Source organism: Streptomyces sp. NPDC002467, assembly GCF_042889825.1.
Classification (GTDB): domain Bacteria; phylum Actinomycetota; class Actinomycetes; order Streptomycetales; family Streptomycetaceae; genus Streptomyces.
Map to the genome: position 1 here is coordinate 34094 of NZ_JBIARJ010000012.1, position 20565 is coordinate 54658.

General features: G+C 70.0%; 20 protein-coding genes and 5 tRNA genes. 16 read left to right on the forward strand and 9 right to left on the reverse strand.

Features of this window, described 5'->3' with window-relative positions; genetic code table 11:
* Positions 1-15: 15 nt before the first annotated feature.
* Positions 16-207, forward strand: a complete 192-nt coding sequence (locus ACFYYJ_RS24055; RefSeq protein WP_376656562.1) for an acyl-CoA carboxylase subunit epsilon — start codon at positions 16-18, stop codon at positions 205-207.
* A gap of 162 nt (positions 208-369) precedes the next feature.
* Here ACFYYJ_RS24055 and ACFYYJ_RS24060 read toward each other — a convergent pair whose 3' ends face one another.
* The 8 genes from ACFYYJ_RS24060 to ACFYYJ_RS24095 form a co-directional block, all read right to left on the reverse strand.
* Positions 370-957: an ATP/GTP-binding protein gene (locus ACFYYJ_RS24060; protein ID WP_073911148.1), complete on the reverse strand. Its 588-nt coding sequence runs from the start codon at positions 955-957 to the stop codon at positions 370-372.
* The gene (locus tag ACFYYJ_RS24065; RefSeq protein WP_385133643.1) at positions 938-1498 is read right to left on the reverse strand and encodes a DUF742 domain-containing protein; all 561 of its coding nucleotides are present in this window, start codon (positions 1496-1498) and stop codon (positions 938-940) included. The genes ACFYYJ_RS24060 and ACFYYJ_RS24065 overlap by 20 nt, the downstream gene beginning before the upstream one ends.
* A gap of 93 nt (positions 1499-1591) precedes the next feature.
* Positions 1592-2005 (reverse strand): roadblock/LC7 domain-containing protein, encoded by a 414-nt coding sequence (locus ACFYYJ_RS24070; RefSeq protein WP_030037347.1) that lies wholly within the window; start codon positions 2003-2005, stop codon positions 1592-1594.
* A 10-nt stretch (positions 2006-2015) separates the two neighbouring features.
* Positions 2016-5231 carry a nitrate- and nitrite sensing domain-containing protein gene (locus ACFYYJ_RS24075; RefSeq protein ID WP_389135278.1) on the reverse strand — a complete coding sequence of 1072 codons (3216 nt, stop codon included), beginning with the start codon at positions 5229-5231 and terminating at the stop codon, positions 2016-2018.
* Between the two features lie 291 nt (positions 5232-5522).
* Positions 5523-6110 carry an ATP/GTP-binding protein gene (locus ACFYYJ_RS24080; RefSeq protein ID WP_254385735.1) on the reverse strand — a complete coding sequence of 196 codons (588 nt, stop codon included), beginning with the start codon at positions 6108-6110 and terminating at the stop codon, positions 5523-5525.
* Positions 6091-6483, reverse strand: a complete 393-nt coding sequence (locus ACFYYJ_RS24085; protein WP_365166228.1) for a DUF742 domain-containing protein — start codon at positions 6481-6483, stop codon at positions 6091-6093. The genes ACFYYJ_RS24080 and ACFYYJ_RS24085 overlap by 20 nt, the downstream gene beginning before the upstream one ends.
* A gap of 152 nt (positions 6484-6635) precedes the next feature.
* Positions 6636-7049 carry a roadblock/LC7 domain-containing protein gene (locus ACFYYJ_RS24090; RefSeq protein ID WP_008739864.1) on the reverse strand — a complete coding sequence of 138 codons (414 nt, stop codon included), beginning with the start codon at positions 7047-7049 and terminating at the stop codon, positions 6636-6638.
* 9 nt (positions 7050-7058) lie between these two features.
* Entirely contained in the window at positions 7059-10781 is a 3723-nt protein-coding gene (locus tag ACFYYJ_RS24095; protein ID WP_389135283.1) for a nitrate- and nitrite sensing domain-containing protein, read from the reverse strand.
* A gap of 564 nt (positions 10782-11345) precedes the next feature.
* On the opposite strand from ACFYYJ_RS24095, the gene ACFYYJ_RS24100 reads away from it, so the two are divergent.
* The 11 genes from ACFYYJ_RS24100 (at position 11346) to ACFYYJ_RS24150 (ending at position 16026) form a co-directional block, all read left to right on the forward strand.
* Positions 11346-11534: a hypothetical protein gene (locus ACFYYJ_RS24100; protein WP_384756289.1), complete on the forward strand. Its 189-nt coding sequence runs from the start codon at positions 11346-11348 to the stop codon at positions 11532-11534.
* A 97-nt stretch (positions 11535-11631) separates the two neighbouring features.
* On the forward strand, positions 11632-12438 hold the full coding sequence (locus tag ACFYYJ_RS24105; protein ID WP_385133651.1) for a fumarylacetoacetate hydrolase family protein: 807 nt from the start codon (positions 11632-11634) through the stop codon (positions 12436-12438).
* On the forward strand, positions 12431-13906 hold the full coding sequence (gene gltX, locus ACFYYJ_RS24110) for a glutamate--tRNA ligase (RefSeq protein WP_385133654.1): 1476 nt from the start codon (positions 12431-12433) through the stop codon (positions 13904-13906). The genes ACFYYJ_RS24105 and gltX overlap by 8 nt, the downstream gene beginning before the upstream one ends.
* A gap of 131 nt (positions 13907-14037) precedes the next feature.
* Positions 14038-14499, forward strand: a complete 462-nt coding sequence (locus ACFYYJ_RS24115) for a DUF4241 domain-containing protein (protein ID WP_389135288.1) — start codon at positions 14038-14040, stop codon at positions 14497-14499.
* Between the two features lies 1 nt (position 14500).
* Entirely contained in the window at positions 14501-14713 is a 213-nt protein-coding gene (locus tag ACFYYJ_RS24120; protein WP_389135291.1) for a DUF4241 domain-containing protein, read from the forward strand.
* Between the two features lie 10 nt (positions 14714-14723).
* Entirely contained in the window at positions 14724-15452 is a 729-nt protein-coding gene (locus ACFYYJ_RS24125) for an HAD family hydrolase (RefSeq protein ID WP_389135294.1), read from the forward strand.
* 85 nt (positions 15453-15537) lie between these two features.
* A tRNA-Gln gene (locus ACFYYJ_RS24130) sits at positions 15538-15609 on the forward strand.
* Positions 15610-15636: 27 nt separating this feature from the next.
* Positions 15637-15709 (forward strand) — tRNA-Glu (locus ACFYYJ_RS24135).
* A gap of 61 nt (positions 15710-15770) precedes the next feature.
* Positions 15771-15843: transfer RNA gene (locus ACFYYJ_RS24140), tRNA-Glu, on the forward strand.
* 24 nt (positions 15844-15867) lie between these two features.
* Positions 15868-15939 (forward strand) — tRNA-Gln (locus tag ACFYYJ_RS24145).
* 14 nt (positions 15940-15953) lie between these two features.
* A tRNA-Glu gene (locus ACFYYJ_RS24150) sits at positions 15954-16026 on the forward strand.
* A gap of 159 nt (positions 16027-16185) precedes the next feature.
* Here the strand turns inward: ACFYYJ_RS24150 and ndgR are convergent.
* Entirely contained in the window at positions 16186-16902 is a 717-nt protein-coding gene (gene ndgR / locus ACFYYJ_RS24155; RefSeq protein WP_073911130.1) for an IclR family transcriptional regulator NdgR, read from the reverse strand.
* A 184-nt stretch (positions 16903-17086) separates the two neighbouring features.
* Here ndgR and leuC point away from each other — a divergent pair, with 184 nt between their 5' ends.
* The 4 genes from leuC to ACFYYJ_RS24175 all read left to right on the forward strand — a co-directional run bounded on the left by leuC (position 17087) and on the right by ACFYYJ_RS24175 (position 20289).
* Positions 17087-18511 (forward strand): 3-isopropylmalate dehydratase large subunit, encoded by a 1425-nt coding sequence (leuC, locus tag ACFYYJ_RS24160; protein ID WP_384756206.1) that lies wholly within the window; start codon positions 17087-17089, stop codon positions 18509-18511.
* A gap of 3 nt (positions 18512-18514) precedes the next feature.
* A complete protein-coding gene (gene leuD, locus ACFYYJ_RS24165; protein WP_385365954.1) occupies positions 18515-19108 on the forward strand; it encodes a 3-isopropylmalate dehydratase small subunit in 594 nt (197 codons plus the stop codon).
* Between the two features lie 137 nt (positions 19109-19245).
* Positions 19246-19473, forward strand: a complete 228-nt coding sequence (locus ACFYYJ_RS24170; protein ID WP_384756201.1) for a hypothetical protein — start codon at positions 19246-19248, stop codon at positions 19471-19473.
* Positions 19474-19617: 144 nt separating this feature from the next.
* Positions 19618-20289 (forward strand): HU family DNA-binding protein, encoded by a 672-nt coding sequence (locus ACFYYJ_RS24175; protein WP_384590586.1) that lies wholly within the window; start codon positions 19618-19620, stop codon positions 20287-20289.
* The last annotated feature ends 276 nt before the right edge of the window (positions 20290-20565 follow it).

Genomic DNA, 20565 nt, shown 5'->3' on the forward strand with positions numbered 1-20565 from the left:
GGAGACAAGCCACCGATGAGCACCGACACCCTGCTGCGCGTCGAAAAGGGCAACGCCGCCCCCGAGGAGCTGGCCGCGATCACCGCGATCCTGCTCGCCCGCGCCGCCGCCACCCCCGAGACCGCCGCCACCCCCCGCTCCCAGGCCGGCTGGCGCCGTCTGGAGCGCACGCCGGGCTTCCGCGCCCCGCACAGCTGGCAGGGCTGAGCCCCGAAGCCGAGAAGGCCCCGCACCCCGGAGGGTGCGGGGCCTTCCGCATGCCGTTGACCGAACCGCGCACCGGAACCCGCGTGCGGCAGCCGCGTACGGCACGCGGAAGGCCCCCGTGTCGTACGACACGGGGGCCTTCCGCCGGTTCGGGCGGCGCCGCTAGCGCAGGCGCGCCATCAGCGCGTGCTCGACGAGCGTGATGAGCGCGCTCTTGGCGTCCGCGCGGTGGCGGGCGTCGGTGGTGATGATGGGGGCGTCCGGGCCGATCTGCAGGGCCTCGCGGACTTCCTCCGGCGTGTACGGCTGGTGGCCGTCGAAGCCGTTGAGGGCGATCACGAACGGCAGGCCGCTGTTCTCGAAGTAGTCCACCGCGGGGAAGCAGTCCGCCAGGCGGCGGGTGTCCACGAGCACGACGGCGCCGATGGCGCCGCGGACGAGGTCGTCCCACATGAACCAGAAGCGGTCCTGTCCGGGGGTACCGAAGAGGTACAGGATCAGGTCCTGGTCCAGCGTGATGCGGCCGAAGTCCATGGCGACCGTGGTGGTCGTCTTGTCCCCGGTGTGGGTCAGGTCGTCGATCCCGGCGGAGGCGCTGGTCATGACGGCTTCGGTGCGCAGCGGGTTGATCTCGGAGACCGCGCCGACGAACGTGGTCTTGCCCACGCCGAAGCCACCCGCCACCACGATCTTCGCCGAGGTGGTCGAGCGGGCGGGAGCCGCTCCGCCGTTAGAGCTTGCGAAGTCCACTGAGCACCCTTTCGAGCAGTGTCACATCTGGCTGGCCGCCGGCAGACTCGTCGCCGCCGGGCTGGTGAATGGCGACAAGGCCCGCCTCAGCCAGGTCGGCGACGAGGATGCGGGCGACACCAAGAGGAATGGAGAGAAGTGCCGAGATCTCCGCGACGGATTTGATCTCCTGGCACAGGCGGCAGATGCGCTGGTGCTCGGGCAACTGCCCTTGCAGACGCGCGGGATCCGCCGTGGTACTGACCAGCGCCTCGATGGCGAGCTGGTAGCGCGGCCGGGTACGGCCGCCGGTCATCGCGTACGGACGCACCAGCGGATTGTGGGCCTTGGGAGCCGGCTGCCGGGAAGCGCGCGGGGGCTGCTGCGCCGGCATGGAGGGCTGCTGAGGCTGCTGGGGCCGCCCGTACGGCTGTTGCTGGTACGGGTTTTGCTCCGGCACGGGCCGGCTGGGAGCGGAGGGGAAGTTGAAGCGGTTCTGGTCGTGCCCACCCTGCGGCTGCTGCTGAGCGCCGCCATAAGGATGTCCTCCGGGTGTTGTCACGTTTCCTCCTCCGACTCCAAGAACGCAGTACTCCCTGTGGAACCGCGCCACCGCACCCTACGGTGCGATGGCGCGAAACACACTGCCTGTCTGTTAGTTGAGAAGACTTCCCTGCAGCTCCGCACGCAGATCCGGGGTAAGGACACTGCCCGCTCGGTCCACAAGAAGGGCCATCTCGTAGCCTACGAGGCCGATGTCGCACTCGGGGTGCGCCAGCACTGCGAGGGAGGATCCGTCGGAGACGGACATGAGGAAGAGGAATCCCCGGTCCATCTCGACCACGGTCTGGTTGACGGCGCCGCCCTCGAAGATACGGGAGGCTCCGGCGGTCAGCGAGGTCAGTCCGGAGGCCACGGCCGCCAGCTGATCGGCGCGGTCGCGCGGAAATCCGTCGGACATCGCCAGCAGAAGGCCGTCGGCGGAGACCACCACAGTGTGGGACACCCCGGGGGTGTTGTCCACGAAGTTGGTGATCAACCAGTTCAGGTTCTGCGCCGCCTGGCTCATCGCGCTCACACTAACGCTCCTGGTCATAGCTGTTACTTGACTGCTCGGAACCCGCGTTGCGTCCCTGCTGGACACCCCGCCGCAGGTTGCTCAACCTGCCGCGGACGTCCTCCGGGGCGCGGGAGACCTGGGGGCCTCCCTGCGGGGTCGTCTCCGCCGCGCCCTCGACCAGGTTGGCCTTGGGCACCCGCCGAGGGAGACCGGAGGGGGTGACCCCGCCCGCCTTCGGCTCACGGAGTTTGGCGGCCTGCTGCCAGCGCTCGTCGTTGCCCGAGCGCCAGCCGCCGCTGCCATCCGTGGTCTCCGCTTCCCGCTCCGGAGCCGCGGGCTGCTGCTGACGCGGCGGCCGCTGCTCGAAGAGGGACCCGGAAGACTCCGCTTCCTGCTGTGCCGGCTGCCACTGCTGCTGGCTGCCGCGCCGCGGCAGGCCCGCCCCGGTCATCGCGTGACCGGTGTCCGCAGCGGTGCCCGAACGGTCGAAGCCTACGCGCTCCGGGGCCTGTTCGGGTACGGAGGGCGATTCCGATTCGGTGCCGTAGTCCTGCTCGTACGCGGGCTGGTAGGAGTTCTGCGCCGGCCACTCGGCCTGCTCCGACCGGGCCTCGTAGCCGCCGTCGTAGGCCTGCTCGGCCTGCTGCTGCTCCTGGTAGCCGGCTTCCGCATAGCCGTAGTCCTGCTGCTGGTACGCGTCGAAGCCCTGCTGCGGCTGCTGTGCCTCGTAGGGGGACTCGAAACCCTGCTCGGGCTGCTGCTCGTAGCCCTGGTACGGCTGGTACCCGTGTTCCGGCTGGGGTTCCGGATAACCGGTCTGCCCGGCCGGTCCGGCCTGGCCCTCGTACGGAGGCTGCCCGTCCTGCGGGTAGCCGCCCTGGGCCTGGGCCTCCAGCGCCGCACGGCGCTCCTCGCGGACGAGGGAGCGGCCGACCGGGTCGAGGTCACGGCCGTCGGCGCCCGGCTGGTCGTAGCGCGAGTCGTCGAAGCCGAGCTCGGCCGCCGTGCGCATCGGAGCGGCCTGCTGGGCCTGCTGCTGCGGGATCATCGAGGAGACGGTGAAGTCGTCGTCCGGGATGCCCTCGCCACCGCCACCGTGGGTGATGGCGTCCGGGAGCATGACCAGCGACGTGGTGCCGGCCGCCTCGCCCGAGGGGCGCAGCTGGACGCGGATGCTGTGGCGGTCCGCCAGCCGGCCGACCACGAACAGACCCATGCGCTGCGAGATCGCGGCGTCCACGGTAGGCGGGTTGGCGAGCTTGTGGTTGATGTCCGCGAAGTCCTCGGCGGTGAGGCCGATGCCCTTGTCGTGGATCTCGACCATCACGCGGCCGTCCGGCAGACGGGTCGCGTTGACGCGGACCTTGGTCTGCGGGGAGGAGAACGTGGTGGCGTTCTCCAGGAGCTCGGCGAGGAGGTGCACGAGGTCGGTCACGGCCTGGCCGTGGATCTCGGCGTCCGAGACGCCGGAGAGCTCGATGCGCTCGTACTGCTCCACCTCGGAGGAGGCGGCGCGCAGGACGTCCACGAGGGGCACCGGCTGGTCCCAGCGGCGGCCGGGCTCCTCACCCGCGAGGATGAGGAGGTTCTCGCCGTTGCGGCGCATACGGGTGGCCAGGTGGTCCAGGCGGAAGAGGTTCTCCAGCTGGTCCGGGTCGGCCTCGTTGTTCTCCAGGTCGGTGATGAGGGTCAGCTGGCCCTCGATCAGCGACTGGTTGCGCATGGAGAGGTTCGTGAAGATCGCGTTGACGTTCCCTCGCAGGAGCGCCTGCTCGGCGGCGAGCCGGACCGCCTCGCGGTGGACCTGGTCGAAGGCCCGTGCGACCTCGCCGATCTCGTCCGCGGAGTCGATCGGGATCGGCTGCACGCGGGTGTCGACCTTGCCGGGGTCGGTGCGCGAGAGCTGGTCGACGAGCGACGGCAGGCGCTGCTCGGCGATGTCGAAGGCGGCGGAGCGCAGGCGGCGCATCGCGCGGCCCATCTGGCGGGCCATGAGACCCGCGAGGATGAAGGCGGCGAGCAGGGCCACGACGACGATGGCGCCGTTGGTGATGGCCTCGGTGCGGGCCTCGTCGGAGACCGCGACGGCGTCCTTGACGGCCTTGTCGAGGAGTTCCTTCTCGACCTCGTCGTAGCCGTCGAACTTCGCGGTGGCGGCGGCCTGCCAGGCGGCGGGCGTGGTGCCGCCGTCGGCCAGCTGCTTCTTGGACGCACCGCTGGCGATCGCGTCGGTCATGCCGGCGAGCGGGGAGCCGTTGGCCCCCGCCGGCGGCGGCACGAACTTGACGCCGGCCTGCTCGGCCTGGCGCTTGGCCTCGGTGAGCCGGGCCTCGCCCGCCTTCGACTTCTCCGCCATGACCTCCTTGAGGCGGTTCACGTCCTCCTCGGTACCGGCCGCGACGTACTCGCCGATGGCGATTTCCTCGAGGTACGCGTAGGAGGAGAAGGCGACGATCTGGCCCTTGCGTATGTTCTCGTCGGGGTTCGGGCGGACCAGCAGGTGGGTGCCGACGGAGCGCTGCAGCGAGTTCGCCGCCTTGGCGAGCTCGATCGCGTAGACCATGCGGCCGTACGAGGTCACGTTGCCGGTACCGAGGCCGAGTTCGTTCGAGAACTGCATCAGGTAGTGCTCGACGAGCACGTAACCCTCTTCAGTCGGGATGGGACCCGGCTGGCCGGCCTGGAGGTTCTTCTTCGCGGTCTCGAGTGCCTGCTGGTAGGCCTTCTCGCGGACCTGCGTCAGCTTGGGCTCCTCCGCGCGGAAGAGGTCCAGACGACGTTCCATGCCCTGGTTCTCGGGCAGGTCCTTGACGGCCCGGTCGAACTTCACCTTGGCCGCGTCGGTCGTCCCGCGGACCTTGGAGATGACTTCGTTCTTGTTGTCGCCGCTCAGCAGGGGCTCGGCGGTGAGGTCACGCTCGTTGAGCAGCGCCTGGCTGTATTCCGAGGCGGCCTGGACGACCCTGGCTATCTTCTCGGCGTCCTTGGCCTCGTTCCAGGTGTCGATCGAGCCCTTCACCTGGAAACCGCCCATGACCAGCCCGACGAGGGCGGGTACGAGCAGGATCGCGTTCAGACGGGTCGGCACGCGCCAGTTGCGGGGGGAGAACCTGCTGGTGCTCCCGCTGCTCACGGGCGGGGCCACGGGAACGTCGACCGACGCGGCCGCTCGCGGCGGCGGGGTGAAGTTGCCGCGCGCGGGTTCATCCGCGGGGCTTGCGTTGCTTCGCCTCACTCGACCAACAACCTCTCGGCGGTACTACTAGCTAGTTCGTTGAATTCCAGCACGGTTAACGGCCGTGTTCCAAACAGTTGAAACCGGCCTTTCCCCGAGACCTACGCCTCACATAAATCGGACATAAAGAGCTTCCTGCGGCAAAAATAGGGGCAGTTGTGCGCGTAGCGGCACCGACCGAACGCGCCCAGTCGCCAACTGCCCCCAATTCTCTGTCGAAACGTTATGAACCGAAGGGGCGGGCCGTGTCGTAGGACACAGCCCGCCCCTCCGGCGGTGGTTGAAGCGGTCTTACTTGAGCCGCGCCATCAGCGCGTGCTCGACGAGCGTGATGAGCGCGCTCTTGGCGTCCGCGCGGTGGCGGGCGTCGGTGGTGATGATGGGGGCGTCCGGGCCGATCTGCAGGGCCTCGCGGACTTCCTCCGGCGTGTACGGCTGGTGCCCCTCGAAACCGTTGAGCGCCACGACGAACGGCAGGCCGCTGTTCTCGAAGTAGTCCACGGCCGGGAAGCAGTCCGCCAGGCGGCGGGTGTCGACCAGCACGATCGCGCCGATGGCGCCGCGGACGAGGTCGTCCCACATGAACCAGAAGCGGTCCTGTCCGGGGGTACCGAAGAGGTACAGGATCAGGTCCTGGTCCAGCGTGATGCGGCCGAAGTCCATGGCGACCGTGGTGGTCGTCTTGTCCCCGGTGTGGGTCAGGTCGTCGATCCCGGCGGAGGCGCTGGTCATGACGGCTTCGGTGCGCAGCGGGTTGATCTCGGACACGGCGCCGACGAACGTGGTCTTGCCCACGCCGAAGCCACCCGCCACCACGATCTTCGCCGAGGTGGTCGAGCGGGCGGGAGCCGCTCCGCCGTTAGAGCTTGCGAAGTCCACTGAGCACCCTTTCCAGCAGCGTGACGTCCGGCGTGCCGCCGGCCTCTCCATTGCCCGGCTGGTGGATGGCCACCATGCCGGCCTCCGCCAGGTCGGCGACGAGGATCCGGGCCACACCGAGCGGCATCGACAGGAGCGCGGAGACTTCCGCGACCGACTTGACCTCACGGCACAGGGTGCAGATGCGCTGGTGCTCCGGGAGCAGGCCGGACAGGTGCATCGGATCGGCCGTGGTGCTGACCAGGGCCTCGATGGCGAGCTGGTAGCGGGGCCGGGTACGGCCGCCGGTCATCGCGTACGGACGCACCAGCGGCTGTTCGCCTTCCGAGTACGAATCTCCGTACGCATCGGGGTAGGCGGGGGGCGGGGTCATTGATCCTCCGGGCTGGACAGCAGTGGTCAGCGTGCCGTCTGACGGGGCGGCCGGTGGGGGGACGGTATGACGGCCTGTTGGGGGTACTGGGTACCGGGGCGGGGAGCCCCGGTCTCCCGGCCGGCAGTACCGGCCGACCGGGAGATGGACGGTCAGATGAGCAGGCTTCCCTGCAGCTCCGCGCGCAGGTCCGGGGTGAGGACACTGCCGGCGCGGTCCACGAGGAGGGCCATCTCGTAGCCCACGAGGCCGATGTCGCACTCGGGGTGCGCCAGCACGGCCAGCGAGGATCCGTCGGAGACGGACATGAGGAAGAGGAATCCCCGGTCCATCTCGACCACGGTCTGGTTGACGGCGCCGCCCTCGAAGATGCGGGAGGCTCCGGCGGTCAGCGACGTCAGACCGGAGGCCACGGCCGCCAGCTGATCGGCGCGGTCGCGCGGGAAGCCTTCGGACATCGCCAGAAGGAGGCCGTCGGCGGAGACCACCACCGTGTGGGACACCCCGGGGGTGTTGTCCACGAAGTTGGTGATCAACCAGTTCAGATTCTGTGCCGCCTGGCTCATCGAACTCAACTAACGCTCCTGCTGGTAAGTGGGGTCGATGTGGTAACTGCCGGTCGCCGGACCACTGTTGCCGGCCTGGCGACCCTGCTGGATACCCCGTCGGAGGTTGGTCAGACGGCCGCGGACATCATCGGGTGCCCGCGAAACCTGGGGGCCGGCCTGGGCGTCCGCCTGCTGCTGCGCGGTACCGGCCACGAGGTTGGCCCGCGGAACCCGGCGGGGCAGACCCGAGGTGGTGATGCCGCCGGCGGCGGGCTGGCGCACGCGCTCGGCCTGGCGCATCAGCTCGTCGTTCGGTGAGGACTTCCAGCTGACGGTCGGCATGGCGCCGGTCGTCGCCTGGGCGGGCTCGGCCGCGAGCTCCTGGCCGCGCTGCGGCAGCTGGTGCTGCTGCGGGGCCGCCGGAGCGGACTGCTGAGGCTGCTGGGGAACGGCGGGTACCTGCGTGGCGGGCTGCTGCCCCTCCTCGCGGAACCAGTTCGACTCCAGCGTGTCGAAGATCGGGCTGCGGTCCTGGCCGTGGCCCGGCGCCGGAGGCAGGGCCTCGGGCTGCGGGGCCTGCGGCAGGCTCGGGGCCTCGGGACGCGGAGGCGGTACGGGCAGGTAGTCGCCGCCGGGCTGCGGGGCCTGCGGCTGCTGCTGCGGGGCTTGCGGCGAACGGGGGAACCCGCCCACACCCGGGCCGCCCGGACGCTGGGGCTGGAAACCGCCCGGGCGCTCGAACTGGCCGGTGGTCGACTGGTCCTGGTAGCCCCGAACGTCGGGACGCTCGAACTGCCCGGTCGTGCTGTTGCCGCCGTTCCCCTGGGGGAGCGGGGCGTTGAAGTCGGGGCGGGCGAACTCGGACGTGGAGCCGGGGCCCGACAGCTCGTCGTGGCCGCGTGCCTGGTCGGCCCCCCAGCTGGTGGTCTGCGGGGCGGGAAGCTCCGCACGCGGGGCACCGCCGCGCGGCGGGAGCTGCGGCCGCCCACCGTTCTGCGCGGGCGCCGCGGGGGCGACCGGCTGCTGGAAGGACTGCGGCTGCTGCTGGGGCTGATGGGCCTGGGGCGGCTGCGGCTGCTGGGGCGGCTGCGGGCGCTCGAAGCCGTTGCCCTGCTGGAATCCCGAGGGAGCGGTCGGTCGGGCCTGGGGGCCGCCGGACAGTCCGGCACCCGCGAAGTTCGCGGTGCCGGCGCCCGCGCCGGCCGCCGTACCGCGACCCGGGAGCGGCGCATTGCCGCCGAAGCCGCCCTGTCCCTGACCCTGGCCGGTCGGACCGGTCGGGGCACCGCCGCCGAAGCCGCCCTGTCCCTGACCCGGGCCGCCCGGCTGCTGCGGCCGGCCGCCCTGCGGACGCTGCGGGCCGGAGGCACCGTCACGACCCGGCAGCGCGGCGCGCTGACCGCCCGCGCCGACCTGGCCGCGCTGCGGAGCGGCACCGACGGGCTGACGCCCGGCCGCACCGGGGACGGAGCCCTGTCCGGCCGAGGCCGGGCCACCGGCCGGAGCCTGGCCGCCCGGAGCACCCGGACCGCCCGGCTTCTTGCCGCCCTGGGCGACGTCCACCGGAAGCATGACGAGGGCCGTCGTACCACCCGAGTCGGAGGGGCGCAGCTGGATGCGGATGCCGTGTCGCAGGGACAGGCGGCCGACCACGAACAGGCCCATGCGGCGGGAGACGGAGACGTCCACGGTCGGCGGCGCCGCGAGGCGCTCGTTGATCGCGGCGAGGTCCTCGGGGGAGAGGCCGATGCCGGTGTCGTGGATCTCGACGAGCACACGGCCGTCGGGAAGCGCGTGACCGGTGACCCTGACCTTGGTCTGCGGCGAGGAGAACGAGGTGGCGTTCTCCAGCAGCTCGGCGAGGAGGTGCACGAGGTCGTTGACGACTCGGCCGGCGACATCGGTGCCCGGCACCGAGGCCAGTTCGATGCGCTCGTACTGCTCCACCTCGGACGCGGCGGCGCGGAGCACGTCGACGAGCGGGACGGGGCGGGTCCACCGGCGACCCGGCTCCTCGCCCGCGAGGACGAGGAGGTTTTCGCCGTTACGGCGCATGCGGGTCGCGAGGTGGTCGAGCTTGAAGAGCGAGGACAGCTGGTCCGGGTCGGCCTCGCGCGACTCCAGCTCGGAGATGAGCGAGAGCTGACGCTGGATGAGGCCCTGCGAACGGCGCGAGAGGTTGGTGAACATCGCGTTGACGTTGCCTCGCAGGAGGGCCTGCTCGGCGGCGAGGCGGACGGCCTCGCGGTGCACGTCGTCGAATGCCGCGGCCACCTGGCCGATCTCGTCGCGGGTGTGCACGCCGACCGACTCCACGGACGTGTCGACGTCCTGCGGGTCGGACTCGGAGAGCTGCTTGACGAGCTCGGGCAGACGGTCCTGGGCGACGCGGGTCGCGGTGTCCTGGAGGCGGCGCAGCGAGCGGATCATAGAGCGGGCCATGACGAAGGCGCCGACGAGGGAGACGCCGAGCACGAGGAGGATCAGGGCACCGTTGATGATGGCGTCCTGCTGCGACTCCTGCTTGAGCTCGCGGGCCTTCTGCTCCATGTCCTCGAGGAGGCTGAGCTCGATCTGCTTCATGGCCGAGAGCTTGATGCCGTCGGCGTCGTACCAGTCCAGCCAGGAGCGGTACTGCGTCTCCTTGGCGAACTGGGTCTCACTGCCGAGGACGCGGCGCGCGTAGTGGTCGGCGCTGGCGATTTCGGCGTTGCCGTCGCCGAGAGCGGCGAGGAGCTCCTCGGACCGGCCCTGGTAGACGAGTTCGAAGGTCTTCTTCGCCTGCGCCTCACCGCGCTGCGCGGAGAGCGCGTAGAGGCGGTCGTTCTCCCTCAGCGAGCCCTGACCGCCCGTGCCCTCGGGGAGCGAGGCGGCGATGATCGCGCGCTGGATGGAGGCGTACTCCTTGGAGGCCGAGAAGGCCGCCAGGGCGCGCGTACGCTTGATCATCTCCGGGTTGGAGGTGGCCTGCGCCATGTCCTGGGAGAGGGAGAGGAGCGAGACGATGATCGCGTTGTACTCGGTGACGGTCTGCTGGGCACCGCTGGCGTACGCGTGCTCGCGGATCTCGCCGATGTTCGCGATCTGACGACCGATCTGCAGGATGTTGTTGCGGATCGACTTGAGGGTGTCGTCCTTGCCCTCGACGTCGTCGACCTTCTCCGTCGCGGCGGCGAAGGCCTTGACCGCGTTGTCGGTGTCCTGGCGCTTGGCGTCGACCGTGGTGTTGCTCTTGCCCCTGGAGAGCGTGAGCGGACCCGCCGAGATGTCCCGCTCCTCCTGGAGCTGGGCGGCCAGGTGGGTGGCCTGCCGGGTCATCGTCGTCAGCAGCTGCATGTGTTCGAGCTGCGCGATGTCGTTGAGCGAGTCGTTGATGCGGAAGCCACCGAGCGTGGTGGCGGCGACGACCGGCAGGGTCAGCAGCGACACCAGTCGCGTGCTGATTCGCCAGTTCTGCATGGCGAGACGGGAACCGGGCCCGCTGGGGGCCTTCGGTATCGCCGTGTCCTGCGGCTCGGCCTGACCGGTCTGACCGGCCTTGGCGGCCTTGGCGGACTTCCCGCGGCCCTTCGCCTTCACCGTGGCGGAGGCGTCGTGGCCCGCGCCTTCGACAGCCGGCCCGCGGTTCTGGGCGTGCTGGGGCGAGGTGCCACGGTCGGTCCCGCGCGGCTCCTGCTCGGCGGCGGCATCTCCACGGCCCTGGCGGGCCTGGGGAGACCCCTTGCCGTCCCTCTTGAATCGTCCCTGCACTAGCGTCGCAACCTCTGGACCAGGCGCCCCACCGGGAGACCGGCGGAACGGTGTCGAGTCGTGGGGCACTAACGGCCCCATGGCGGTCGTCGGTGACCGGCGCGTCTCCTACTGACTGCCACCGCGCTCGGCGCCAGTCGCGCCACCTGCGCGCCGGTTGATTCCCGCGGTGGTCCCGCGAATTCCAGCACAGTGGCGGATCTCCAACAAGGTGCGCGTGTCGGCCCGGAGAGTCGGTGACGGCATGTGACGGCGGCACTACGCGACGTGGAGTCCCTTTCGGTCGAAACCGGACTTACACCGCCCAAACGTCAGGGCTGTCAAGGTGTCCCAGTCGAGATGATCAGCAGCGGAATGGAACATTCAGTGGCGCAATGTCCGTTTCTTCGGCCCATTTTGACTGCCCGTTATGCCTGTATTGTCGGGTCGCTGGTGAGCAAACTCACATAGTCGTGGCCATTACTTACCGGTTCGGCGAGGGATTTAGATGTTTAGCCTTGCCCTTTACAGGGTTGACGGCCGCGTCAACCGGCACCCACAGACCAGCTGAGGCCTGAAACCCCCATGAAGACGACCACGATGTTCCGCAACATAGCCAACCCCCGCCGCACCACCCTCGCGCACCTCAAGGACGCCGAGGAGCTGCAGGCGGCCCCGGCCGCGCCGGAGCACGCCGTCGAGCTGCCGACCCAGACGGCCAACCCGCGCCGCACGGTCCTCATGGACGCCCCGGTCGTCACCCCGGCGCAGTAGCGCCCGCGCGAAACAGCGAGGAGCGCCGCTGCCCACCGCGTTAGCCTGGGGTCCGCAGACTCCAGCAGGCGGAAATACAGAGGGGCAGACGCAACACGTGCGCATCGCCAGGTTCTCGATCGACGGAAATGTCGCCTTCGGCGCGGTCGAGGGCGACGCAGCCCCGGGCGCCGAGGGCGAGCTCGTCCTCGACATCATCAAGGGCATCCCGTTCGCGGACTTCGAGCTCTCCGGTACGAAGGTCCCGCTGAGCAAGGTCCGGCTGCTCCCGCCCGTGCTCCCCAACAAGGTCGTGGCCATCGGCCGCAACTACGCGGAGCACGCGGCAGAGCTCGGCAACGCCATCGTCGACGATCAAGGCCGTCTCGACGCGCCGATCACCTTCTTCAAGCCCTCCACCTCGGTGGTCGGGCCCGGCGACCCGATCGCGTACCCCTCCTTCTCCGAGGACGTCCACCACGAGGCCGAGCTGGCCGTGGTCATCGGCCGCATGTGCCGCGAGGTCCCGCGCGAGCGCGTCAAGGACGTCATCCTCGGCTACACCTGCGCCAACGACGTCACCGCGCGCGACGTCCAGCAGCGCGAGAAGCAGTGGGCGCGGGCCAAGGGCTTCGACAGCTCCTGCCCCCTCGGCCCCTGGATCGAGACCGATCTGGACCCGAGCGACCTGACCATCCAGTGCACGGTCAACGGCGAACAACGCCAGCTCGGCCGCACCAGCGACATGGTCCGCTCCATCGAGGACCTGGTCGTGCACATCAGCGAGGCCATGACGCTGCTCCCGGGCGACGTCATCCTCACGGGGACCCCGGCCGGAGTCGGCCCCCTACACGTCGGCGACGAGGTCGCCGTCACCATCGAAGGCATCGGCACTCTCACCAACAAGGTGATCAAGCGTGGCTAACGCGACCCCCCGCGTACGTTTCTGTCCCTCCCCGACCGGCAACCCCCACGTGGGCCTGGTCCGAACCGCCCTCTTCAACTGGGCGTTCGCCCGCCACCACGGCGGCACGTTCGTCTTCCGCATCGAGGACACCGACGCGGCCCGCGACTCCGAGGAGTCGTACGGCCAGCTGCTCGACTCGCTGCGCTGGCTCGGCTTCACCTGGGACGAGGGCCCCGAGGTCGGCGGCCCGCACGCGCCCTACCGCCAGTCCGAGCGCATGGACATCTACAAGGACGTCGCGGCCAAGCTCCTCGACGGCGGCTACGCCTACCGGTGCTACTGCACCACCGAGGAGCTCGACGCCCGCCGCGCGGCCGCCCGCGCCGCCGGCAAGCCCTCCGGGTACGACGGCCACTGCCGCGAGCTGACCACCGTGCAGGTCGAGGCGTACGAGGGCGAGCACCGCGCCTCCATCGTCCGCTTCCGGATGCCCGACGAGCCGATCACCTTCACGGACCTCGTCCGCGGCGAGCTCACCTTCACCCCCGACAACGTGCCGGACTTCGGCATCGTCCGGGCCAACGGCGCCCCGCTGTACACGCTGGTCAACCCGGTCGACGACGCGCTGATGGAGATCACGCACGTCCTGCGCGGCGAGGACCTGCTCTCCTCCACCCCCCGCCAGATCGCCCTGTACAAGGCGCTGATCGAGCTGGGCGTCGCCAAGACCACCCCCGCCTTCGGCCACCTGCCGTACGTGATGGGCGAGGGCAACAAGAAGCTCTCCAAGCGCGACCCCGAGGCCTCGCTCAACCTGTACCGCGAGCGCGGCTTCCTCCCCGAGGGCCTGCTGAACTACCTCTCGCTGCTCGGCTGGTCCTTCTCCAAGGACCAGGACGTCTTCTCGATCGAGGAGATGGTGGCGAAGTTCGACATCGACGGCGTCAACGCCAACCCGGCGCGCTTCGACCTCAAGAAGGCCGAGTCGATCAACGGCGACCACATCCGCCTGCTCGACCCGAAGGTCTTCGCGGACCGCTGCGCCCCGTGGCTGCAGGCGCCGCACGCCAACTGGGCGCCCGAGGAGTTCGACGCCGAGGCCTGGGAGCGCATCGCGCCGTACGCCCAGACCCGCGTGACGGTCCTCTCCGAGATCACCGCCAACGTCGACTTCCTGTTCCTGAAGGAGCCGGTGGAGGACCAGGCGTCCTGGGACAAGGCGATGAAGGGCGAGCCGGCGGCCCTGCTGACCACGGCGCGCGAGAACCTGGAGTCGGCCGACTGGTCCGACCCGGAGTCCCTCAAGCAGGCCGTCCTGACCGCCGGCGAGGCGCACGGCCTCAAGCTCGGCAAGGCCCAGGCCCCGGTCCGCGTGGCCGTCACCGGCCGCACGGTCGGCCTGCCGCTCTTCGAGTCCCTGGAGATCCTGGGCAAGGAGCGCTCCCTGGCCCGCATCGACGCGGCCCTGGCGAAGCTCGCCGCGTAACACCCGTACGTCCCGGGGGGCGGCGGCCGGACCTCCGGCCGCCGCCCCCGCGGCGTTGTCGGGGGCCACCGTCAGGGTCGTCCACGCCCGAAGACCGAACGGCGCCCCGAAGCCGGACGAAAGGCCCTGACATGGCGCTGACCGCCCCGGACCTCGCCGGGTACTTCACCCCCGGCGCCACCTTCTCGTACGAGGACGGGTCCGGCGGCACCCTCGCGGTGGCCGAAGGGGGCTCCCTGTGGCTGCCCACCGGCCGCGTCGTGGCCTGCGACCCCTTCGTCTACATCGGCGGCGACCCGTCGGCCTTCACCGCGCAGGTGGAGCCCGGCCGCCACCGCGCGGAGGCCGCCATGGCCACCCTCACCGGGCCCGGGGAGCCCGCGCCCGCGCCCGGCGAGGGGCACCGCAGGGTGGCCGCGGCCCGGCTGGTGATCCGCGACACCCCGGCCGCCTCCTGGGAGCTCGCCCTGCGGGGCGGTCAGGACCCCTCGGGGCTGGGGGAGGACGAGTACTTCGGCTACGGCGTGGACGCCGGTATCGGGCTGCTTCTACGAAGCCGCCGCCGACGCGTCCTTCCCCGACTGCGAGGGTGACGTGGGGTCGCTGTGGGACGCCTTCGAGAAGACGGGCCACGCCCCCGGCGCCCACCGCGTCGAGGGCGAGGCGGGGCACGACCTCGTGGCCTTCTCCTCCGGCTGGGGCGACGGCTCGTACCCGACCTGGGTGGGGCGCGACGCCGACGGGGAGATCACCTGCTTCGTCACGGACTTCTTCGTCGTGCCTCCGCGGGAGACGGAAGCGGCGTAGCCTCGGCCCCATGCCGATCCGCGCCGTGCTCTGGGACATCGACGACACCCTGTTCGACTACACCGGGGCCGACGCCGCGGGGCTCGCGCGACACCTGGAGGCGGAGGGGATCGCCGAGCGGTACGGAACCCCCGTCGAGGCGCTCGCGCTCTGGCGGCGCATCACGGACCTGCACTGGGCCCGCTTCGCGGCCGGCGAGGGCACCTTCCAGGGGCAGCGGCGGGACCGGGTGCGGGAGTTCCTGGGGCGGCCCGCGATGACCGACGGCCAGGCCGACGCCTGGTTCGACCAGTACGTCGCGCACTACAAGGCCGCCTGGACGGTCTTCCCCGACGTGGTGCCCGTGCTCGACGCCCTCGCCGTCGACTACCGACACGGGGTGCTCTCCAACTCCTCCCTCGTCAACCAGGACCCCAAGCTTCGCGACCTCGGTCTGCGCGACCGCTTCGAGGTGTTGCTCTGCGCCGTCGAACTCGGGGTCAGCAAGCCCGAGGCGGCGGCCTTCCTCGCCGGCTGCGAGGCGCTGGGCCTGGCTCCGGGCGAAGTGGCGTACGTGGGGGACCAGCCGGAGATCGACGCGCGGGGCGCCCGCGACGCCGGGCTGGTGGCCTTCTGGCTCGACCGGGACGGCGGCCGGGGCCCGGGACCCGATGGCGCACACAGGATCGAGGGCCTCGATCGGCTCCCGGAGCTGCTGGCCGCAGATACCCGTTTTGGAGCACGGTCAGGCATCCGGTAATGTTCTTTCTGCGCCGCCGGAGCGGGCCGAAAGGCCGGACGGAGGCGCCACTCGAAAGAAAATCCCCCAAGGGCTTGACTTTCGGTGGGGTATAGTGTAATTGGCAACACGAGGGTTTCTGGTTCCCTTATTCTAGGTTCGAGTCCTGGTACCCCAGCGCAGTGCAGCAGTAACGCAGTGCTTAGCCCCCGTTGTGTAGCGGCCTAGCACGCCGCCCTCTCAAGGCGGTAGCGCCGGTTCGAATCCGGTCGGGGGTACAGATCCTTCCCGCGAGATCTCCAGGGTCGCACCCGGACATTTTGATGCAGGATCGCTAGGGCCCCCGTTGTGTAGCGGCCTAGCACGCCGCCCTCTCAAGGCGGTAGCGCCGGTTCGAATCCGGTCGGGGGTACTGTGGTCTGGTCTAGACCACCCTTGGGCTATGGTGTAATTGGCAACACGAAGGTTTCTGGTTCCTTTGTTCTAGGTTCGAGTCCTGGTAGCCCAGCGCAGTACCTGCAAGCCCCCGTTGTGTAGCGGCCTAGCACGCCGCCCTCTCAAGGCGGTAGCGCCGGTTCGAATCCGGTCGGGGGTACGCACAGAAGAGGCCCTCCGCGTTCATCGCGGAGGGCCTCTTCGCTGTGTCCGGGCACGGCCCGCATGCCTACAAGTACGGGCCCGGAGGCGCGTGTTCGGACGTGTGCGGCGTCGTACGCGCCCCCGGGCCCGGGGGTTGGATGAAACAGGGCAGGTATCAGCCGGAGCGGCGCAGGGCCTCCGACAGTCGGGCGGCCGCGTCGATGACGGCCTGGGCGTGCATGCGGCCCGGGTGGCGGGTCAGGCGCTCGATCGGTCCGGAGACCGACACGGAGGCCACCACGCGGTTCGACGGCCCGCGTACGGGCGCCGAGACGGAGGCCACGCCGGGCTCCCGCTCGCCGATCGACTGCGCCCAGCCGCGGCGCCGTACGCCCGACAGGGCCGTCGCCGTGAAACGCGCGCCCTGGAGGCCGCGGTGGAGCCGCTCGGGCTCCTCCCAGGCCATCAGGATCTGCGCGGCCGAACCGGCCTTCATGGGGAGCGTGGAGCCCACCGGGACGGTGTCCCGCAGGCCCGACAGCCGCTCGGCGGCCGCCACGCAGATGCGCATGTCTCCCTGACGGCGATAGAGCTGAGCGCTCTCGCCCGTCACGTCGCGCAGGTGGGTCAGTACCGGTCCCGCCGTGGCCAGCAGTCGGTCCTCGCCGGCCGCGGCGGCGAGTTCCGCCAACCGCGGACCGAGGATGAACCGGCCCTGCATGTCCCTCGCCACCATCCGGTGGTGTTCCAGTGCCACGGCCAGCCGGTGTGCCGTGGGTCGTGCGAGCCCTGTCGCCGCGACCAGCCCGGCGAGGGTGGCCGGACCGGACTCCAGTGCGCTCAATACGAGAGCTGCCTTGTCGAGAACGCCGACGCCGCTAGAGTTGTCCATGAAACGATATTCGCGTCTCACACTGTGAAACGCAAGTTCAAATTTTCCAAGAACAAGCGAGTCTGTATGTGCGGGTCCACGAACCACTGGGTCCGAGCCGTTGTCCGAGACGTGCGGTACGGGCGATCAGGCACAACAGATCTCTATGAAGTGCCGGCACAACCGGCCGGTCGGAGGGAAAGCGATGGGTAGGACACTCGCGGAGAAGGTCTGGGACGACCATGTCGTCCGGCGCGCCGAAGGCGAGCCCGACCTCCTCTTCATCGATCTGCACCTGCTGCACGAGGTGACCAGCCCGCAGGCCTTCGAGGGCTTGCGCCAGGCCGGCCGCAAGGTCCGACGCCTCGACCTCACCATCGCGACCGAGGACCACAACACCCCCACCCTGGACATCGACAAGCCGATCGCCGACCCGGTCTCCCGGGCTCAGCTGGAGACGCTGCGCAGGAACTGCGCCGAGTTCGGCGTACGGCTGCACTCGCTGGGTGATGTCGAGCAGGGTGTCGTGCACGTCGTGGGCCCGCAGCTGGGTCTGACCCAGCCCGGTACCACCGTGGTCTGCGGTGACTCGCACACCTCCACGCACGGCGCGTTCGGTGCGCTGGCCTTCGGCATCGGCACCAGCCAGGTCGAGCACGTGCTGGCCACCCAGACGCTGCCGCTGGCCCGCCCGAAGACGATGGCGATCACCGTCACCGGCGCGCTGGCCGAGGGCGTCACCGCCAAGGACCTGATCCTGGCCATCATCGCCAAGATCGGCACGGGCGGCGGCCAGGGCTATGTCCTGGAATACCGCGGCGAGGCCATCGAGAAGCTCTCGATGGAAGCCCGCATGACCATCTGCAACATGTCGATCGAGGCCGGCGCCCGCGCGGGCATGATCGCCCCCGACCAGACCACCTTCGACTACCTCGAGGGCCGCGACCACGCCCCCGCGGGCGAGGACTGGGACGCCGCCGTCGCGTACTGGCGGACGCTGCGCACCGACGACGACGCGGTCTTCGACGCGGAGGTCGTCATCGACGGCGCCTCGCTGTCCCCGTTCGTCACCTGGGGCACCAACCCGGGCCAGGGCGCGCCGCTGTCGGCCAACGTCCCCGACCCGGCTTCGTACGAGGACGCTTCGGAGCGCCTGGCCGCCGAAAAGGCCCTGGAGTACATGGGTTTGACCGCCGGGCAGCCGCTGCGCGACATCAAGGTCGACACCGTCTTCGTAGGTTCCTGCACCAACGGCCGCATCGAGGACCTGCGCGCCGTCGCCGGGATCGTCGAGGGCCGCAAAGTCGCCGACGGCGTACGGATGCTGGTCGTCCCGGGCTCGGTCCGGGTCGCCCTGCAGGCCGTGGAAGAGGGCCTGGACAAGGTCTTCAAGGAGGCCGGCGCCGAGTGGCGGCACGCGGGCTGCTCGATGTGTCTGGGCATGAACCCCGACCAACTGGCGCCCGGTGAGCGCTCCGCGTCCACCTCCAACCGCAACTTCGAGGGCCGGCAGGGCAAGGGTGGACGCACCCACCTGGTCTCCCCGCAGGTGGCCGCCGCCACCGCCGTGCTGGGCCACCTGGCCTCGCCCGCCGACCTGTCCGCCGCCGACGCGACCGCCGGAGTCTGAACCATGGAAGCCTTCACCACCCACACCGGCCGGGCCGTCCCGCTGCGCCGCAGCAACGTCGACACCGACCAGATCATCCCGGCCCACTGGCTGAAGAAGATCACCCGCGACGGGTTCGAGGACGGGCTCTTCGAGGCCTGGCGCAAGGACCCGGAGTTCGTCACGAACCGCCCGGAGCGCGCCGGCGCGACCGTACTGGTCGCCGGTCCCGACTTCGGTACGGGTTCCTCGCGCGAGCACGCCGTCTGGGCCCTGCAGAACTTCGGCTTCAAGACGGTCATCTCCGCCCGCTTCGCCGACATCTTCCGCGGGAACTCGCTGAAGAACGGCCTGCTGACCGTGGTTCTCCCGCAGGAGACCGTCGAGAAGCTGTGGGAGCTGACCGAGGCCGACCCGACCGCCGAGATCACGGTCGACCTGGTCGCCCGCGAGGTCCGAGCGGAGGGCGTCACAGCGGAGTTCGAGCTCGACGACAACGCCCGCTGGCGACTGCTGGAGGGGCTGGACGACATCTCGCTCACCCTTCAGAACGAAGCGGACATCGCCACGTACGAAAGCGCCCGCCCGGCCTTCAAGCCCCGCACGGTTCAGGCCTGATTCCTGCCTGATCAGCGCTTATTCGCCTTTGGGTGATCACATCGACAACACTGTGCCCCCCACCGGATGGTGGGGGGCACAGCTGTGTGTTGAGGCCCCGTGAGGCGACAACTCGCCCCAGATGGCACAATCTGTGCATGGAACGCGACACTCAACTTGAGCTCTACGAACTCGTCGCGGACCGATTGAAAGAAGCACACACACGGGTGCGCTCACTGCAAGTCCCGGAGGGCGTAAGGATGGCGCTGTCCCGGAAGCTGTTGGTCGTCACGGCCGCGGCGAAGCACGATCTCGCCGATGCGGCAAGGCGCCTGGACAGGTTGATGAAGGACCTCGACGAGGGTCGATTCCCTGAAGGCGACTGATGCGAAGGAACTCCGTAACGTCCTCCGGCGTTGCGGCACTAGGGTGATTAGCCCGTTTCGTGTTTGATTTGCGGTATATATCCGCCTAACGTGCGAAATAAGCTTGAACACATTCGTTCTGGCGAAGTCTCCGAAGGGGAAGACGTGAACAAGGCGCAGCTCGTAGAAGCGATTGCCGACAAGCTGGGCGGCCGCCAGCAGGCCGCGGACGCTGTCGACGCGGTACTGGACGCGATCGTCCGCGCTACCGTCGCGGGCGACCGGGTCTCGGTCACGGGCTTCGGCTCGTTCGAGAAAGTCGACCGGCCGGCCCGTTACGCCCGCAACCCCCAGACGGGTGAGCGCGTCCGGGTCAAGAAGACCTCGGTGCCCCGCTTCCGCGCGGGCCAGGGCTTCAAGGACCTGGTCAGCGGCACCAAGAAGCTCCCCAAGGGCGGCGAGGTCTCGGTGAAGAAGGCGCCCAAGGGCAGCCTCACCGGGGGTGCCTCCGCGACGGTGAAGAAGGCCGCCGCGAAGAAGGCCACCACCGCCAAGAAGGCCGCGGCAAAGACCGCGGTCGCAAAGAAGGTCGTGGCGAAGAAGACCACCGCGACCGCGAAGAAGGCCGTCGCCAAGACCGCCGTGGCCAAGAAGGCCACCCCGGCGAAGAAGGCCACCGCGGTCAAGAAGGCCGCGACGGCGGCGAAGAAGACCACCGCCGCCGCCAAGAAGACCGCTCCGGCGGCCAAGAAGGCCACCGCGAAGACGACCGCGCCCGCCAAGAAGACGACGACGCGCAAGGCCACCGCGAAGAAGACGACCGCCCGCAAGAAGTAACCAGGGGTACGAGTCACACACGCCGGGCCGGTTCCCCATGGGGGAGCCGGCCCGCGGTGCGTTACCCCTGCTGCTCGTCGTTCTCGCAGGTCAGGGGCGTGGGTGAAGTGGAATTCAGAAGGTCTGCAGAGTGACCAGGGTGATCCGCAACGCCGGGCCCTCGCCGTCCGTCTCGATCCGGACCCGCTGCCCGGGCCTCAGCATCCGCAGGCCCCCCGCGTCGAAGGCCGCTGTCTCGAAGGGCACCGGGGTGCCGTCGTCCAGCAGCACACTGCC